The organism is Paraburkholderia denitrificans, assembly GCF_042655705.1.
Taxonomy (GTDB): Bacteria; Pseudomonadota; Gammaproteobacteria; order Burkholderiales; family Burkholderiaceae; genus Paraburkholderia; species Paraburkholderia denitrificans.
The window spans coordinates 273,988-290,743 of the sequence record NZ_JBHSMP010000017.1; the positions used below are offsets into that span (position 1 = coordinate 273,988).

18 protein-coding genes are annotated in these 16,756 nt (G+C 64.5%); 15 read left to right on the forward strand and 3 right to left on the reverse strand.

From position 1 onward, the window contains the following. Positions 1 to 61 precede the first annotated feature (61 nt). From cpaB to waaA, 15 genes are all read left to right on the forward strand, one after another. Complete coding sequence (gene cpaB, locus ACFPTO_RS15770; protein ID WP_377712539.1) at positions 62 to 898, forward strand: Flp pilus assembly protein CpaB; 837 nt, start codon at positions 62 to 64, stop codon at positions 896 to 898. A gap of 97 nt (positions 899 to 995) precedes the next feature. Beyond that, positions 996 to 2,984, forward strand: a complete 1,989-nt coding sequence (locus ACFPTO_RS15775) for a type II and III secretion system protein family protein (RefSeq protein WP_377712541.1) — start codon at positions 996 to 998, stop codon at positions 2,982 to 2,984. 21 nt (positions 2,985 to 3,005) lie between these two features. Further along, positions 3,006 to 3,308, forward strand: a complete 303-nt coding sequence (locus ACFPTO_RS15780; protein WP_377712543.1) for a hypothetical protein — start codon at positions 3,006 to 3,008, stop codon at positions 3,306 to 3,308. A gap of 24 nt (positions 3,309 to 3,332) precedes the next feature. Beyond that, complete coding sequence (locus ACFPTO_RS15785) at positions 3,333 to 4,607, forward strand: pilus assembly protein TadG-related protein (RefSeq protein ID WP_377712545.1); 1,275 nt, start codon at positions 3,333 to 3,335, stop codon at positions 4,605 to 4,607. A gap of 40 nt (positions 4,608 to 4,647) precedes the next feature. Next, positions 4,648 to 5,106: a TadE/TadG family type IV pilus assembly protein gene (locus tag ACFPTO_RS15790; protein WP_377712547.1), complete on the forward strand. Its 459-nt coding sequence runs from the start codon at positions 4,648 to 4,650 to the stop codon at positions 5,104 to 5,106. After that, on the forward strand, positions 5,103 to 5,567 hold the full coding sequence (locus tag ACFPTO_RS15795; protein ID WP_377712549.1) for a TadE/TadG family type IV pilus assembly protein: 465 nt from the start codon (positions 5,103 to 5,105) through the stop codon (positions 5,565 to 5,567). Before ACFPTO_RS15790 ends, ACFPTO_RS15795 begins: the two co-directional genes overlap by 4 nt. A gap of 27 nt (positions 5,568 to 5,594) precedes the next feature. After that, positions 5,595 to 6,773 (forward strand): AAA family ATPase, encoded by a 1,179-nt coding sequence (locus ACFPTO_RS15800; protein WP_377712551.1) that lies wholly within the window; start codon positions 5,595 to 5,597, stop codon positions 6,771 to 6,773. 86 nt (positions 6,774 to 6,859) lie between these two features. Then, positions 6,860 to 8,158, forward strand: coding sequence for a CpaF family protein (locus ACFPTO_RS15805; protein ID WP_377712636.1), 1,299 nt, complete (start codon positions 6,860 to 6,862; stop codon positions 8,156 to 8,158). A gap of 75 nt (positions 8,159 to 8,233) precedes the next feature. After that, positions 8,234 to 9,211 carry a type II secretion system F family protein gene (locus ACFPTO_RS15810; protein ID WP_377712553.1) on the forward strand — a complete coding sequence of 326 codons (978 nt, stop codon included), beginning with the start codon at positions 8,234 to 8,236 and terminating at the stop codon, positions 9,209 to 9,211. Between the two features lie 27 nt (positions 9,212 to 9,238). Beyond that, a complete protein-coding gene (locus tag ACFPTO_RS15815; RefSeq protein WP_377712555.1) occupies positions 9,239 to 10,219 on the forward strand; it encodes a type II secretion system F family protein in 981 nt (326 codons plus the stop codon). A gap of 14 nt (positions 10,220 to 10,233) precedes the next feature. Next, on the forward strand, positions 10,234 to 10,695 hold the full coding sequence (locus tag ACFPTO_RS15820; RefSeq protein WP_377712557.1) for a MarR family winged helix-turn-helix transcriptional regulator: 462 nt from the start codon (positions 10,234 to 10,236) through the stop codon (positions 10,693 to 10,695). Then, positions 10,695 to 10,931: a hypothetical protein gene (locus ACFPTO_RS15825; RefSeq protein ID WP_377712559.1), complete on the forward strand. Its 237-nt coding sequence runs from the start codon at positions 10,695 to 10,697 to the stop codon at positions 10,929 to 10,931. Before ACFPTO_RS15820 ends, ACFPTO_RS15825 begins: the two co-directional genes overlap by 1 nt. A 56-nt stretch (positions 10,932 to 10,987) precedes the next feature. Further along, the gene (waaC, locus tag ACFPTO_RS15830; protein ID WP_377712638.1) at positions 10,988 to 11,929 is read left to right on the forward strand and encodes a lipopolysaccharide heptosyltransferase I; all 942 of its coding nucleotides are present in this window, start codon (positions 10,988 to 10,990) and stop codon (positions 11,927 to 11,929) included. 100 nt (positions 11,930 to 12,029) lie between these two features. After that, positions 12,030 to 12,914 carry a Kdo hydroxylase family protein gene (locus tag ACFPTO_RS15835; RefSeq protein WP_377712561.1) on the forward strand — a complete coding sequence of 295 codons (885 nt, stop codon included), beginning with the start codon at positions 12,030 to 12,032 and terminating at the stop codon, positions 12,912 to 12,914. Positions 12,915 to 12,969: 55 nt separating this feature from the next. Beyond that, on the forward strand, positions 12,970 to 14,307 hold the full coding sequence (waaA, locus tag ACFPTO_RS15840; RefSeq protein WP_377712563.1) for a lipid IV(A) 3-deoxy-D-manno-octulosonic acid transferase: 1,338 nt from the start codon (positions 12,970 to 12,972) through the stop codon (positions 14,305 to 14,307). 53 nt (positions 14,308 to 14,360) lie between these two features. Here waaA and ACFPTO_RS15845 read toward each other — a convergent pair whose 3' ends face one another. The 3 genes from ACFPTO_RS15845 to ACFPTO_RS15855 all read right to left on the reverse strand — a co-directional run bounded on the left by ACFPTO_RS15845 (position 14,361) and on the right by ACFPTO_RS15855 (position 16,565). After that, positions 14,361 to 14,684 carry a rhodanese-like domain-containing protein gene (locus ACFPTO_RS15845; protein ID WP_377712565.1) on the reverse strand — a complete coding sequence of 108 codons (324 nt, stop codon included), beginning with the start codon at positions 14,682 to 14,684 and terminating at the stop codon, positions 14,361 to 14,363. A gap of 86 nt (positions 14,685 to 14,770) precedes the next feature. After that, entirely contained in the window at positions 14,771 to 15,424 is a 654-nt protein-coding gene (locus ACFPTO_RS15850) for a protein-L-isoaspartate O-methyltransferase family protein (RefSeq protein WP_377712567.1), read from the reverse strand. Between the two features lie 199 nt (positions 15,425 to 15,623). Further along, positions 15,624 to 16,565: a CysB family HTH-type transcriptional regulator gene (locus tag ACFPTO_RS15855; RefSeq protein ID WP_296657863.1), complete on the reverse strand. Its 942-nt coding sequence runs from the start codon at positions 16,563 to 16,565 to the stop codon at positions 15,624 to 15,626. Positions 16,566 to 16,756 lie beyond the last annotated feature (191 nt).

A 16,756-nucleotide genomic window follows, 5' to 3' on the forward strand; every position in this document is an offset into this window, starting at 1 on the left:
GGACCGGTTAAGCGGCCGGAAACCCTAGTCAGGACACAGGTCAGGAATCAGGAGACGCATCATGAAGAACGTACGCGCCATAGTGATGTTGCTGGTTGCCGCGATAGCCGGGCTGGGTGCTGTCGCGGTGGCATCGCGCTGGCTGATCGACCGGTCATCCGGCATGACGGCCAAGGTTGCCGTCGCGGACATCGACATCAATCTCGGACAGCGGCTCAGCCCGGAATTCATCAAGATGGTCGACTGGCCGGCGGGCAGCGTGCCGGCCGGCACGTTCAACGATGTCCAGAAACTCGACGGGCGGGTCATGAAAAACAGCGTGCTGCGCGGCGAGCCGATTCTCGAAGGCAAGCTGACGCCCGTCGGCACGCAAGGCGGCCTCTCGGCCGTGATCGCGCAGGGAGATCGGGCGATCACCGTGCGGGTGAACGACGTGATCGGCGTGGCGGGCTTCGCGCTGCCGGGCAACTACGTCGACATCATCGTCAGTACGCAGCAGGACAAAGGCGCCAAGGGTTCGAAGGACGAAAACATCTCGAAGATCGTGCTCGAGAAGATCCTGGTGCTGGCCGTCGCGCAGGAGGTCGGGCGCGACGAAACCAAGCCGAAGGTCGTCAATGCCGTCACGCTCGAAGTCACGCCCGAACAGGCAGAGAAGCTCGATCTGGCGCGCAGTGTCGGGACGCTGTCGCTCGTGCTTCGCAACCAGGTCGACACCGCTGAGCTTGCCACGCCCGGCGCGACGAAATTCACGCTGCTTGGTACGGAGGCTCCGGTGGCTGCCTCGGCGCCCGCCGCGCGTCCTGTGGTACGCACGCGCTATGTGGCACGTCGGGCTGCGCCGCGCGATTGCGTAGGTGTTCTATCGGGTGTGTTGGGCGGCGTGGAGTGTTTCTAGGCGCAAGCGGTCAGCCCGTGAGCGGGGCGTCCGGCATCGGGCGCCGGGACGACTGCACGGTGCGTTCGAAAGACATCGGGTAACGGGGGAATCAAAAATGAAGACGAAACAGGGGTTCTCGGGCGGTCGCCGGACGCGCCACCGCTCACTGGGCAGTACGGCGCTCGTTGCGGTGCTTTGCCTTGGCCTCGTGGCCGCTCAGACCAGCGAGGCGCAGGAGGCGATCGAATACCCGAGCCTGGCGGCGAAGCGCGGCCCGAATCCGCCGTCGCCGGCGTTGCGCGGTGCGGCGCCGATGAAAGTCGCGATGATGCCCGGCGCGGCGGCGATGAGCGGGCCCATTCCGTTGCGCGGCCCGAGTTGCACAGGGGAGATGCGCGCCGAAACCAACGTTGCCGTGCCGGTCGGCAAATCGGTTCTTGTGCCGCTTCCCGAGCCCGCGCGCAATCGCACGCTCGGCAACCCGGTCGTCGCGCAGGCGGCGCTGGTGTCCCCTCAAACGCTCTACGTCGTCGGGATGACGGTCGGCACCACTAACATGATCGTGCAGGGCAAGAGCGGCGCCTGCACCATGATCGATGTGAGCGTCAATGTCGATGCCGAAGGGCTGCAGCAGGCGCTGCGGCAGGTGATGCCGGAAGAGCGCGGCATCCGTGTATCGTCGGCAGCCGGCAACCTGGTGCTGGCCGGGAGCGTGTCGAGCGCGCCCGCTGCACAACAAGTGATGCAGATGGCCCAGGCTTTCGCGGACTCGCAGCCTACGCAACAGCAGCAGGCGGCCTCGTCGAATTCGGGTAACGGGACGACGAGCACGAGCCAGCAGAGTACGAGCACGAGCAAATCGGCCACGGTGATCAACATGATGGTCGTCGATGCGCCGCAGCAGGTGATGCTCGAAGTCAAGGTGGCGGAGGTCTCGAAGACGCTGATCAACCAGCTGGGCGCGGCCGTGAATATTCAGGGCGGCTTCGGCTCGTGGACGGGGGCGCTGGTGAGCAGCCTGCTCCAGGGCGTGTCGAGCGCGTTTGCCGTCAGCAAGGCCAACAACCGCCCGCTCGCTCTCGCCGTCGATGCGCAGAAGACCGACAACCTGATCAAGATTCTTGCCGAACCGAACCTCGTAACGATCAGCGGCCAGGAAGCGACGTTCCTGTCGGGCGGCAAGATCTTCATTCCGATTCCGCAGAGCAGCGGCAACGGCGTGTCGAGCATCACGCTGCAGGAGGAAGAGTTCGGCGTCGGGTTGAGGTTCACACCGACCGTGCTGGCCAATGGGCGGATCAACCTGAAGGTGGCGCCAGAAGTGTCCGAACTGTCGCCCACGGGCGTGACGGTCGCGTCCTCCGGCACGAATTCGGTTTCCATCCTGCCGCTCATCAACACGCGCCGCGCATCGACGGTCGTGCAGATGAACGATGGCGAGTCGTTCGCGATCGGCGGCCTGTTGAGCAACAACATTACGGGTGCGCTGAAGGCCGTTCCCGGTCTTGGCGAAGTGCCCGTTCTCGGCGCATTGCTGCGTAGCACATCGTTCCAGCGGGACATGACGGAGCTCGTATTCATCATCACGCCGCACCTCGTGAAGCCGATGCAGACCGCGAATTATCCGTTGCCGACGGACAGCTTCTCGCCAACGAACGATGCCGACGTGTATGCGACGGGCAACATGGAAGGCCGTCACGGCAGCAAGAGCGTGGCACCCGTCGGTACGCCGACGAACGCGCAGCCGGCGCAGTCGCCTGCACCGATGCCTGCTCCGGCGCCTCAGGCACCCGCACCTCAGGCACCCGCACCTCAGGCGCCCGCGTCTCAGGCACCCGCAGCGCCCTCGGTGATGGCAGTGCCGCCGCCCGACGTACATGTCATTTCAGAGTTGCCCGCGCAAGCTGGTTCGCAGGGGACGACCGGGCCTTCGCCGCAGAGGTCGCCGTCCGCACCGCCATCGGCACAAACGGCCGATAACGACGCCGCCCGCGACGCCGCCCGCATTGAGCGTATCGAAGCCGCCGCGAGCAGGATCGCATCGGGCACAGGCCTGCAGGAAGTGTCGACCGCAAGCGCATCGGGCCACGCGCTGGACCATTGATGTGATGCACAGGGGAATCTCATGAAACTCGAACTCGTCAATCTCCCGCGCCGTGCCGCTCTGGTTTTGTGCGCGTGCGCCTCGCTGACCGGATGCATGTCCAGCACGCCGGTCTGGGATGCGCACGTCGGCCAGGCACTCAAGGCCGTCACCCAGGCGCAGATCATCGATCCGGACGCCGGGCACATGCCCGCCACGCCGAGTATGGATGGCACGTCCGCCGTCACGGCCATGGACAGCTACGACAAGTCCTTCCGCTCGCCTACGCCGCCGGCGAATGCATTCGTCATCGGCGTAGGCGGAAGTTCGGGCGGCGGCCAGTAACCGGACCAGGCACAGGAGATCGTCATGCGTCGCGTCAATCATTCGGGTTCATACGGTGCTGCTCGCCGGGGCGCGCGCGGCGTCGTGGCGATCATCGTCGCGCTCACGCTTGCGTTGCTGATTGCCTTCGCGGGTCTCGCGCTCGATCTGGGCAAGCTGTATGTCGCGAAGAGCGAGCTGTCCAATGCCGCCGACGCCTGTGCGCTGGCAGCCGCGCGCGATCTGACCAAGGCCGTATCGCTTGCGGCGCCCGAGGCGGCCGCAATGACGGTGGGGTCGAGCAACCGCGTGCTGCTGCAGGGCGAGAACGTGGCGCTGGCAACCGATAGCAACGTCACGTTCAGCAGGCAGTTCGCGGGGCCCTACCTCACCAAGGACCAGTTCACGACGGCGGATGTGCCGTCCATCGGATATGTGCGCTGCACGGTGAGCCGTACGGGTATCCCCAACTGGTTCATGCGGGTGGTCAACGCCACGCTAGGCACGTCGGCCGTCGCAGCGACGGCGGTCGCGTCGACCACGGAGTCGCAGACGACCTGTGCTCTGCCTGTCGCCATTTGCCAACCGCCGGCCGCCAGTCCGTATACCGTTGGGCAGTGGGTATCCAGCAAGGTTGATTCGAGCACCAACCTACTGAACGGCAGCTTCATGTGGGCTGCGTACCCCGGTCAGAATGTGCCTGACATGAGGTCGCTTCTCACGGGCTCGGGCCAGTGCACGCTGCCATCGAAAGGAACCAATGTCGGCCAGCCCGGCAACGTCCAAAGCATGGCCGACGCGTGGAACACCCGTTTCGGTATCTATCATGGCAAATACAATCCGCCGCCGGATCCCACCGGAATATCCGATTTCACCGGCTTCGCCTATTCGCCCGTGACTCAGCTCAACGGTTCGATTCCGACCGGAAATGTCTTCGCGGATTTCCGTGACAACCAGCGGCCGAAGCACACGCCCTATCAGGGCGGCCCCTCGAAACCAGGCAATCTCCTGGATGTCGACGGCACGACCCAGGCGAGCACCTACTACTCGAGTGGCGCCGACCGGCGGCTGGCGCTTGTGCCGGTGGTCGACTGCTCGGTATTGCAAAGTCCTGCGCACCAGGCGCCGATCCTGTCATGGGCATGCATCCTGATGCTTCACCCGATGGAAAAAGGCGGTAGCAAGAGCGGGCTCAACGGCACCGTCTACCTGGAGTATCGCGGCGACGCGAGTGACCCGACGTCGGTCTGCGCCACGCAAGGCATTCCGGGAAGCACGACGGCGGGCATCGGGCCGATGGTGCCCGTGCTGGTTCAATAGGAGGTTCGTCATGCGCAGGCAAAGAAGGTCGACCCGGAAGATGAGGGGCGCGGTCGCCGTCGAGTTCGCCTTGCTGGCCGTGCCGCTTATCACGCTGCTGCTTGGCATCGCAGAGTTCGGCCACGCATTCTATGAGTACAACACCATCGTCAAGTCGGTGCGCGACGCGGCGCGTCTGCTGTCGGCCTACGACCCGACCGATACCACCGACTATCCGATGGCACAGGCAAAGTGTCTGGTCGCATATGGCACACCGGATTGTTCAGGACCGCCGCTCGTCCAGGGACTGACGGTCGATCAGGTGGTGGTGTGCGACCAGGTCAATACGGCCGGCTGCAACGGACAGTTCAAGAACGTGCAGACCAACCCCGCTGCGGAGACGATCAATCTCGTGCAGGTGAAGGTGACCGGATATCAGTACGCGCAGATCACCGGATTCTTCAATCTCGGCGGTCTGATCTTCGGCGATATCAGCTGTGTGATGAGGCAGGTGCTATGAACCGAATCCGAATCCATCGTCGGCCGCCCGCACGACGTCAAAGAGGCGTAGCGGCGCTCGAGTTCGCGCTGATCGCGTCGATTTTCTTCACGCTGCTGATCGGCGTGATGGAAATGGGCCGCGTACTCTTCTACTTCAACACGGCGGCGGAGGCGACAAGGCTGGGCGCGCGCGTGGCGGTCGTCTGCGATATCGACAGCAGCCAGGCCACGACCAACCCGGTCGTCCGGGACATGCGGCGGATGCTGCCGATTCTGACCCCGGCCAATGTCTCGGTGGTGTACACGCCGTCGGGATGCGACGCCTCGTCGTGCACGGCAGTGACGGTGTCGGTCACCAACGTCACCGTCAATACGATGGTGCCATTCGTGCCGTTCAATGTGACCTTGCCGCCGTTCTCGACGACCTTGCCGCGCGAAAGCCTGAACAGCGTGGGTGGCACCAATCCGAGCTGTACGTAGACCATCGTTCATCACGGGAAGAATGAAATGATCGACATTCTCACAATTTCATCCGATCCGGCGCATGCGAATGCCATTGCACGGATCGTCGAGACCGGTGAGTCCCACCATCGCGTGAGGACTTCATCGGCACGCCTTTCGGATCTCTGCGCGAGCGACGAAGCGCTCGATGGCATCGACCTGTTGATTTTCGAGGGTTCGCAACTGATGCAGGAGGATTTCGATGCGCTCGCTACGATCGCGGCGAGGCATGCCGATTTGAGCTGCATCCTGCTCGCGCCGTCGCCGTCCGCGGACCTGCTGGTGCGCGCGATGCGTGCAGGCGTGAAGGACGTGCAGCCGTGGCCCGCGGACCCTCACGATCTGGGGCGTGCCGTCGCGCGTATCGCGGCGAAGACGCGCGGCACGCGGCGCGACGGGCGGGTGATCTCCTTCGTTTCCTGCAAAGGCGGCAGCGGCACGTCGTTCCTCGCGGCCAATCTGGCGTTTGCCGCATCGGCAGCGGGCAAGCGTGCGCTGCTGATCGACCTGAACCAGCAGTTTGGAGAAGCGGCGTTCCTCGTCTGCGAAGCCACGCCGCCCGCCACGCTCGCCGACGTCAGCGCGCAAATCGAGCGTCTCGATCCGGCGTTTCTCGAAGCCTGCCTGACGCACGTCAGCGAGAGCTTCGACGTGCTCGCCGGCGCGCTCGACCCGGCGTGCGCCAGGGACATCAAGCCGGAGCATCTGCAACGTATCCTGAATCTGGCGCGCCCGCTCTACGATCTCATCATCTTCGATATCGGGCAGAGCATCAGCCATGTGTCGATCGCCGCGCTGGACCAGAGCGAATGCATGTTTGCCGTGCTGCAACTGAGCCTGCCGTATCTGCGGGCGGGCCGCCGGCTGATGGAAATCTTCCGCTCGCTCGGCTATCGCGGCGACCGGGTTCGCGTGCTGGTGAACCGCTATGAAAAGAGGGGGCCCGTGGGATTGCAGGAACTGGAGAAAGCAATCGGCCTGCGCGCATCGAGCGTGATCCCTGAAGACGATGCTTCGGTATCCGCATCGATCAATCAGGGCGTGCCGATCCTGCGTCTCGCGAAATCGAGCGGCGTTGCGAAAGGATTGAACGATCTGATGCGCAGTCTCTCACCGCAGCCCGTGATCGGGCGGACGCGCATCCTGCAGAAATTCTTCGCCCGTCCGGCGCTGAGCCGGGCCTGAATTTGAGGAGAACCAGAATGGCCGACGTAATGACACTTCGTGAGCAGTTTATTGATCTGCCCGACGCATCGGTGCACGATCAGGGCATGCATCGCTCGCAAATGGCGCAACGGGCGTATCAGGAACTGAAGAAGAACGTCCATCAGGCGATCATCGATCGCGTCGAACTGGAGAAGCTGCAGCGTCTGTCGACTGAGCAGATCCAGCATGAACTGGCGCAACTGGTCGAGCGGATCATCGAAGAAGACAACGTGCCGATCAACGAGCTGGAGCGCAGGCAACTCGTGCGCGACGTGCGCGACGAGATGCTCGGCTTTGGTCCGCTCGAACCGTTGCTCGCCGATCCGACCGTCTCGGACATTCTCGTCAACACGCACAAGCATGTGTACGTCGAGCGGCGCGGCAAGCTCGAGCTGACCGACGTCACGTTCTACGACGACGCGCATCTGATGAAGGTGATCGAAAAGATCGTGTCGCGCGTCGGCCGCCGGATCGACGAATCGAATCCGATGGTGGATGCGCGCCTTCCCGATGGCTCGCGGATGAACGCGATCATTCCACCGTCGGCGATCGACGGGCCATTGCTGTCGATTCGCCGTTTCTCGGTCAATCCGCTCTCGCCGAAAGACCTGGTCGAGAATCAGAGCATGACGCCGCCGATGCTTCAGGTGCTCGAAGCGATGTCGGCCGCGAAGATGAACGTGCTGATCTCCGGTGGAACGGGCAGCGGCAAGACGACGCTGCTCAACGTGCTGTCGGGGTTCATCCCGGCGGACGAGCGGATCGTCACGATCGAGGATGCCGCCGAGCTTCAGTTGCGCCAGAGGCACGTGCTGCGCCTCGAAACGCGCCCGCCCAATATCGAAGGACGGGGCGAGATCACGCAGCGCGCACTGGTGCGCAACGCGCTGCGGATGCGGCCGGACCGCATCATCCTGGGCGAGGTGCGCGGCGCCGAGGCGCTCGACATGCTCCAGGCAATGAACACGGGCCACGAGGGATCGCTTGCAACCGTGCATGCGAATACGCCGCGCGATGCGCTGACGCGGCTCGAAAACATGATTGGCATGGCTGGGCTGAACCTGCCGCCGAAGTCGGCCCGCCATCAGATCACTTCGGCGATCGGCGCGATTATTCAGGTCGCACGCCTGACGGACGGACGCAGAAAGATCACGAGCATTCAGGAAGTCACCGGCATGGAAGGCGACATCGTCAACCTGCAGGAGATTTTCGCGTTCAGGCGCGCCGGCGTCGATCGGGACGGCAAAGTATGCGGGCATTTTTGCGCCACGGGCGTGCGGCCGAATTTCTCCGAGCGTCTCCAGGCGTTTGGCGTAGCCGTGCCCGATACGCTGTACGACCCGTCGAAGCATTACCCGGTATGAGCCCAGCATGACGAACGCAGCGCGAAACCAGCAACGGGCGGCGGCCACGGACATGTGCCTGCGAGGTATCTGGAAATGAACACGCTATTCTATGGATTCGTCATTCTGGTCTTCGTCTCGATCATCCTGCTGATCGAAGCCGGCTACTTCTGGTGGAAAAGCGGGCACAGCAGCGAGGCGAAGCGCGTGGAAAACCGCATCCGGATGATGTCCGCGGGCGGCCATGGCAACGATCGAGCCGGGTCGATTCTCAAGCAGCGTGAGCTCAGCTCGTCACCGCTGATGACCCAGCTGCTGCTGAAGGTGCCGCGCATTCATGCGCTCGACCGCTGGCTGGTTCAGTCGGGACTGAACTGGTCGGTCGGGAAGTTCGTGATGCTGATGGTATGTCCGCCCGTCGTGATCGCGCTGCTTGGCAGGCTGATCTACGTTCCGGTTGCCGCGCTCGTCCTGCTGATGCTCATCGGGGCGCTGTATGCACCGTTCAGGGTCAAGCGTGCCGTGAGCAAGCGGCTCAAGCGGCTCGAGGAACAGTTGCCGGAGGCAGCCGACATGATGAGCCGCTCGCTGCGCGCAGGCCACTCGTTTGCGACGGCGCTCGGGATCGTCGGCGATGAAATGCCGGAGCCGATAGGCAGCGAGTTTCGTGCGGCGTTCGACGAGATCAATTTCGGCGTCCCGCTCAACCAGGCGCTTGGCGCGCTCGCGAACCGCGTTCCGATCAGCGACTTGCGCTACTTCGTGATCGCCGTTTTGATCCAGCGCGAAAGCGGCGGCAACCTGGCCGAGATTCTCGGCAACATCAGCCAGCTCATCCGCAGCCGGCTCGCGCTGCTGGGCAAGGTGAAGGCGCTCTCGGCCGAGGGCAGGTTGTCGGCCTGGATACTCGGTCTCCTGCCTTTTGCCCTGGGGCTGGTCATCTCGGTCGTCAACCCGGGCTTCATGAAAGTGCTGTGGACCGATCCCGCTGGGCTCAAGATGGTCGGCGGCGCGGTGGTCCTGATGCTGTTCGGTCTCGTGTGGATGCGCAAGGTCATCCGGATTCACGTTTGAATATCTGAACGGAGATGGGCACGTCCCATGTCGACCATGAAAACAGAGCAGATCGCATTGCTGGCCATCGTGTTCATCATCGTTGTCCTGTTCAGCTTCGGTGTGATGGCGCTATTCATGCCCAATTCACTGAATCGCCGCCTCAAGACGTTGACGGATGGCGCTGTTCCGCTATCGGATACGAACGACCTCGACGTGCAATGGGCGAAGAAGATTGCGCAGGTGTCGGCGCCGATTGCGCGCCTGTCGATTCCCAAGGAGGGCTGGGAGAACTCCGCGCTACGCACTCGCTTCATGCACGCCGGGTGGCGCGGCGCGTCGGCGCCGGTGCTCTATTTCGCCGCGAAGACGGTGCTTGCGGCCGGGCTGCCGCTGGTCAGCCTGCTTGCGGCGGCGCCCTATCTCGAGGCGGGCAGGAATCATGGCTTCATCGCGCTACTTGTCGTGCTTGCGGCCATCGGGTATTACCTGCCGAACGTCGTGCTGTCACGCCGGGTACAGCGCCGCCAGCAGACTATCTTCGAAGACTTTCCCGATGCACTGGATCTGCTCACGGTGTGCGTGGAAGCGGGGCTCGGGCTGGATGCGGCCCTGATGAAAGTGGCCGACGAAATGCACATCAAGAGCCGGACCCTGAGCAACGAACTGCAGCTTCTGCTGCTTGAACTCCGGGCGGGACAGAGCAAGGAAACCGCACTCAAGAACCTCGCGTTGCGCACGGGCGTGGAAGATCTCGATGTGCTGGTGGCCATGCTGATTCAGGCCGAACGGTTCGGTACCAGCATCGGCGACTCGTTGCGCGTGCATTCGGAGAACCTGCGCCTCAAGCGCAGGCTGCGCGCGGAAGAGGCGGCTGCAAAGATCGCCGTGAAACTGCTGTTCCCGCTGATCTTCTGCATCTTTCCCACGCTGATGCTGGTCCTGCTGGGACCCGCCTTCATCCAGGTGCTTCGCGTGCTGCTTCCGACGTTCGCCGGGCAGACGGGTGGAGCGATGCCCCCCATGTAAAGGCAGGAGCGGTCATGACAGATGCAGGAAAAAACGCGGAAGTCGTCCGGCTGCGGTTCATGCTGGGCGTCAAGCTGGCGGCCTTCAACCAGTTCGTGGCTGAACGACTCGGGCTGAGCATCACTGACCTCAAATGCCTGGAAGTCGCCTGTTACGACGAGGTTCAACCTGTCACGCCGGGCCGGTTATCGAAGCTCATGCGGTTATCGCCGAGCAGCATTACGACGTCGCTCAAACGCCTGGAAAAGGCAGGATTGATCAAACGGGAACCCGATCCTACCGACCGCAGGCGCGTTCTGTTGCGTTTTGTCTCCGGGCGCCGGCCGCTGATCAATGTCTGTTACGAGCAGGTGAATCGCAGTCTGGCCGAATTCGACAGCAAACTGGACAGCACGGAACGGGAGAGCATCAAGAAGTACCTTTCCGGACTCGTGCAGATCGTCGACGAATACCTGGAAGAGAACCAGACGGACTAGTGGCCATCGACATTCACCGCGAGCGCGAGCCGCTACTTCACGAGCAGCGCGCATTTCGCCGGGTACTTGAGCGCGACGAGGTTGCCGATCGCTTCGATTCCCGCGGGCACGTCGCGCTTGCCCGCATGCCTGCGTCATCCCGGCCCGCGCTTTTCCTCGTTTTCCTCGCCGCTCGCGCTAAAATCACGGCCTTTACCGCCTCTTTCGGCGCAGATGCGCCGTCCGATTTGCCTTGAGCGTCCAAAAGATCCTGATCGTGCGCGTATCGTCGCTCGGCGACGTCGTCCACAACATGCCTGTCGTCGCCGACATCCTGCGGCGGCATCCCGACGCGCAGATCGACTGGCTCGTCGAGGAAAGCTTCCAGTCACTCGTAGAACTCGTGCACGGCGTGCGCCGCGCGATCCCGTTCTCGCTGCGCCGCTGGCGCAAGCGCATCCTGTCGCCCGCGAACTGGCGCGAAATCGGCGCATTTCGCCGCACGCTCGCCGCCGAAAAGTACGACCTCGTGATCGACTGCCAGGGCCTCATCAAGACGGCCTGGGTCGGGAGCTGGGCGCACGGGCCGCTCGTCGGCCTCGGCAACCGCACGGACGGCGCGGGCTACGAATGGCCCGTGCGCTTCTTCTACGACCGCTCCGTGCATATCGAGCCGCGCACGCATGTCGTCGAGCGCTCGCGGCAACTGGTTGCGGCCGCACTGAACGAGCCGGCGCCGCTGTCTGCCGACGCAATCGACTTCGGCCTCGATACCGGACGCGCCGCGCAGGCGCTCGCGGGCGTCGGGCTGAACTTGCCGGTGCCTTATGTCGTGTTCGTGCACGCCACGTCGCGCGCCGACAAGCAATGGCCCGACGCGCACTGGATCGAGCTCGGCCAGGCGCTGGTGCGGCGCGGCGTGTCGCTCGTGATGCCGTGGGGCAGCGACGCGGAGCGCGCGACGAGCGAACGTCTTGCGCGCGAGTTCGGCGCCGCGGCCATCGTGCCGCCGAAGCTCGGGCTGGCGGCGGTCGTGGGCCTGATCGACGGCGCGGCGGCGACCGTGGGCGTCGATACGGGCCTCGTCCATATCGCAGCGGCGCTGAAACGGCCGACCATCGAGTTGTACAATTTCGCCACCGCGTGGCGCACGGGCGGCTACTGGTCGCCGAACGTCGTCAATCTCGGCACGGCCGGGCAGCCGCCGACGCTCGCTCAGGTCAAGGCCGCGCTGGCGGGCTTCGGGCTGCTGTAGCCCGCACCGCGTTATTGCGTGGCGCACGAGGCGCGCCCGCATCGTCACCCAGCCCGGCGGGCACCATCGTGCAACCCGATCCATCACTTCGAGGGGCGACATGAAAGAATCGCAGATCGTCGAAATCGCTTCCGCCGACTGGCACGGCCAGCACCTTTCGCAGCCGCGCGAAACGCTGCTCGATGCCGTCGAGCACGGCAAGGTGCTGTACTTCCCGAACCTGGCGTTTGCGCTCGACGGCAGTGAGCGTGCTCTGCTCGATCCGGCCATTGCCGATCCCGGGCGCAAGAACATCAGCCTCGACCCGAACGGCGGCGCGCTGCACGGCGTGCTGGGCGAAGCGGCCGTGCAGTCCGCGGCGCGCGCGCTGATCGCGCGTTACCAGGCCTGCGCGCGCACGCTCGTCGACGGTCTCTTTCCCGAGTACGTCGGCAAGCTGCGCTCCGCGCCGACGAGCCTGCGCCTGCATCGGGTGGAGACGCGCCAGACGTCGTGGCGCAAGGACGATTCGCGCCTGCACGTCGACGCGTTTCCGTCGCGTCCGAACTACGGCGAGCGCATCCTGCGCGTCTTCACGAACGTGAATCCCAACGGCGTGCCGCGCGTGTGGCGCGTGGGCGAGCCGTTCGAAGACATCGCAAAGCGCTTCTTGCCGAAAATCAGGCCGCAGGTGCCGGGCTCGGCGTGGCTGCAGCATCGGCTGCACATCACGAAGTCGCCGCGCAGTGCGTACGATCACCTGATGCTGAATCTGCACGACGGCATGAAAGCCGATCTCGATTATCAGAAGGCGTCGCCGCAGGAAAGCATCAGCTTTCCGCCGGGCAGCGTGTGGGTGTGTTTCTCCGATCACGCGTCGCATGCGGTGATGTCCGGCCAGTTCATGATGGAGCAGACCTTCTTCCTGCCCGCGAAGGACATGGTGCATCCGGACTGGGCGCCGCTCGGCATTCTCGAACGCCTCAAGGGCAGGGAACTGGTTTGAGCGCGTATTTAGTGAGGTATTGCGTCACGGTGCCTTGCACGCGGCCGGAGGCTCGATGCTGAGAGCCATCTATCGCGCGGCCTGGTGGCTCGTCGCGCCGCTCGCGGTGTTGCGTCTCCTGATTCGTTCGCGCCGCGAGCGCGGCTATCGCGGGCATATCGGCGAACGCTTTGGCCGCTCGGCCGGACGGCTGCCCGAGGACGACGCGCCGCTCATCTGGGTCCATGCCGTTTCGGTCGGCGAGACGCGTGCCGCGCAGCCGCTCGTCGATGCGCTCCTCGCCGCGCGTCCCGACGCGCGCATCCTGCTCACGCACATGACGCCAGGCGGGCGCGCAGCGGGCGTGCAACTGTTCGGCGAGCGCGTGCAGCGCTGCTATCTGCCGTACGACATGCCCCATACCGTGCGGCGCTTTCTGCGTGCGTGGCGTCCGTCGCTCGGCATCGTGATGGAAACCGAGGTCTGGCCCACGCTCATCGACGAATGCCGTCGCGCCGACGTGCCGCTCGTGCTCACCAATGCGCGCATGTCCGCGCGCTCGTTCAAGCGTGCCGCGAAATTCGGCGCGGCAGTGAAAGAGGTGTTCGGCGGCTTTGCGCGCGTGCTCGCGCAGAGCCCGACGGATGCGGAGCGCCTCACGGCACTCGGCGCGCGCAACGTCGCGGTGCTCGGCAACCTGAAGTTCGACATGGCGAGCCCGCCGGGGCTCATCGCGCGCGGACGCGAATGGCGCCGCGCGATCGGCACACGGCCCGTGTGGGTTGCGGCGAGCACGCGTGAAGGCGAGGAAGAACGCGTGCTGCAGGCGTTCGCGGCGCTCGGCATCGACAACGCGCTGCTGATTCTCGTGCCGCGCCATCCGCAGCGTTTCGATGAAGTCGCGGCGCTCGTCGCGCGCAAGAACCTCAAGCTCGTGCGGCGCTCGCAATGGGCGGCCAGTGAGGCGCCGGCAGATGCGTCGGCGCACGGCGCGCCGCGCGCGCTGCCGCAGGACGTGAACGTGCTGCTCGGCGATTCGATGGGCGAGATGGGCGCGTATTACGCGGCGGCCGATCTTGCGTTCATCGGCGGGAGCCTGTTGCCGCTCGGCGGGCAGAACCTGATCGAGGCGTGCGCCGTGGGCGTGCCCGTGCTGATCGGCCCGCACGTGTTCAACTTCGCGCAGGCCACGACCGATGCAGTTGCGGCAGGCGCGGCGCTGCAGGTGCAGGATCCCGCCGGTCTCGCGCAGGCGCTCCATGAACTCTTCGACGACAAGCCGCGCCGCGTGGCGATGGGCGCGGCGGGCGCCGCGTTCGCGGCGCGTCATCGCGGAGCGACGGCGCGCACGGTCGACGTACTGACGACGTTGCTGCCCGAGCGCGCTTCTTCCGTCACGTCGCTCGATCTCTGAATCCACTGCTGGCGCGACGTTCGCGCGCCGCCGCCGTTAATGAGGCAACCCGGTCAGTAAGTCGGCACCTTGGGGTCGACTTCGCGCGACCACGCGTCGATGCCGCCCTGCAGGTTGAACACCTTCGTGAAGCCGCGCGATTCGAGGAACATCGCGACCGAAGCGCTACGCCTGCCGTGATGGCAGACGCAGACGATCGGCGCTTCGTCGTCGAGCTCTTCGCTGCGCGCGGGGATCTCGTTCATCGGAATCCATACGCAGCCCGCGATTTGCGCGGTCTCGATCTCCCACGGCTCGCGCACGTCGAGCAGCACGGGGGCTGCGCGCGCGGTGTCGGCGAGCCAGTCGGCGAGGTCGGGAGCGTTCAGGTTTTGCATGGGAAACGAGTCGATGCGAGCGCCGCGGTGCGCCGCGCGGGCCGTGAAACCCGGCGGCGCGGCACATGGTGTTGTGGAGCTTTGCCTTAGAACTTGAAGCGCGAAGGCTGGATGGCGTTCTGCAGCGCTTCGACGTAGGTTTCGAACACGCAGGCGATGCGGTATTGCTTTTCGTCGACGCGCGTGATGATCTGCGCTTCCATCACCGGAGCGGTGCCGACGAATGCCGCGAGGCGTCCGCCCACCTTCAGTTGTTCGAGCAGTTCCTGCGGCACGACGGGCAGGCCGCCCGAGACGCAGATCACGTCGTAGGGCGCGTTTGCGGCCCAGCCGCGTGCGCCGTCGCCGAGCTTGACTTCGGCGTTCAGCACGCCGTTCTTCGCGAAGTTCGCGCGGGCGAATTCGGCCAGTTCCGGGTCGATTTCGACCGTCAGCACCTGCAGCGCGCGATTCGCGAGCAGTGCCGCCATGTAGCCCGAACCCGTGCCGATTTCCAGCACGTTCTCGTGCTTCTTCACCGCGAGTTCCTGCAGGATGCGCGCTTCGACGCGCGGCGCCATCATGTGCTGGCCGTTGGGCAGCGGGATCTCGAGATCGGCGAAGGCGATGTCCGCGTAGACAGCCGGGACGAATTGCTCGCGCTTGATGATCGAAAGCAGGTTCAGGACGTCCAGGTCCAGCACGTCCCAGGGGCGGATCTGCTGTTCGATCATGTTGAAACGCGCTTGTTCGATGTTCATGGTGGTCGGCGTTAGGTGTGGATTCGGAACAGGTGGCCCGGCCTGTGCGACTGTTGCTCGGCGTTCGCGACGCCGCCGGAGCAGGTGACGGGCAATCGCGAGATTGTACCAAAGCGCTCTGTCGGGGCGCCGCGCCAGCCGCAACTGCGGGCGTTTGTGCCGCCGGCCGCTGCGGCGCAATGGTGGCGCGATGGCGGCGCTATAGCTCGTAGCTCTCGTGTTCGCCCTTGAGCGCCTGCTCGATCAGCTTGCGGGTCAGGCTCGGCGAGAGCAGCTCGACCAGCGTGTAGACGTAACTGCGCAGATACGCGCCCTGCTTGAGCGCGACGCGCGTGACGTTGCTGCCGAACAGGTGCCCGACGGGCACCGCGCGCAGATGGCGGTCGCGTTCGGCGTTGAACGCGATATCGGCCATGATGCCCACGCCAAGGCCCAGTTCGACGTAGGTCTTGATGACGTCGGCGTCGATGGCTTCCAGCACGATGTCGGGCGTGAGGCCGCGCAGGCGGAACGCTTCATTGACCTTGGCGCGGCCCGCAAACGCATTGTCGTAGGTGATCAGCGGAAATTGCGCCAGATCGTCGAGCGAGAGCGGTTTGCGTTCGAGCAGCGGGTGATCGGCGGGCATCACGGCCACGTGGTGCCACGCGAAGCACGGCAGCGACACGAGGTCCTTGTAGCCCGCGATCGCTTCGGTTGCGACGGCGAGATCGGCCTGGTCGTGGAGCACCATCTCCGCGACCTGGGTCGGGCTGCCTTGCAGGATCGACAGGTGGACTTTCGGAAAGCGCCGCTTGAACTCGGCGATGGCGGCGGGCAGCGAGTAGCGCGCCTGGGTGTGCGTGGCGGCGATGGTCAGGTTGCCCTGATCCTGCGCGGCGTAGTCCTTGCCGACGCGCTTGAGGCTTTCCACTTCCTGAAGAATGCGCTCGACCGAGGCGAGGATGATCCGGCCCGGCTCCGTGAGCGAGCGCACGCGCTTGCCGTGGCGCGTGAAGATTTCGACCCCAAGCTCGTCCTCCAGCTCGATGATCGCTTTCGATACGCCCGGCTGGCTCGTATACAGCGCCTTGGCGGCCTCCGTGAGATTGAAATTCTGCCGGACAGCTTCGCGTACGAACCGGAACTGATGCAGGTTCATATATAACCCCTTGGCATATCAACCTAATTTTTAAGTCGTTTGAAATATAAGGCGAGTTTATTACGATTTTCCCAATTTTTCCAATTTGGATATCTGTTTTGGTCATTAGCAGTCAGCTTTGACCCAGGACAGAACCGGCGTCGAAGCCTGAGCGCGCGGCACCAGAGCAACGCCGCGATTGCGACAACCTT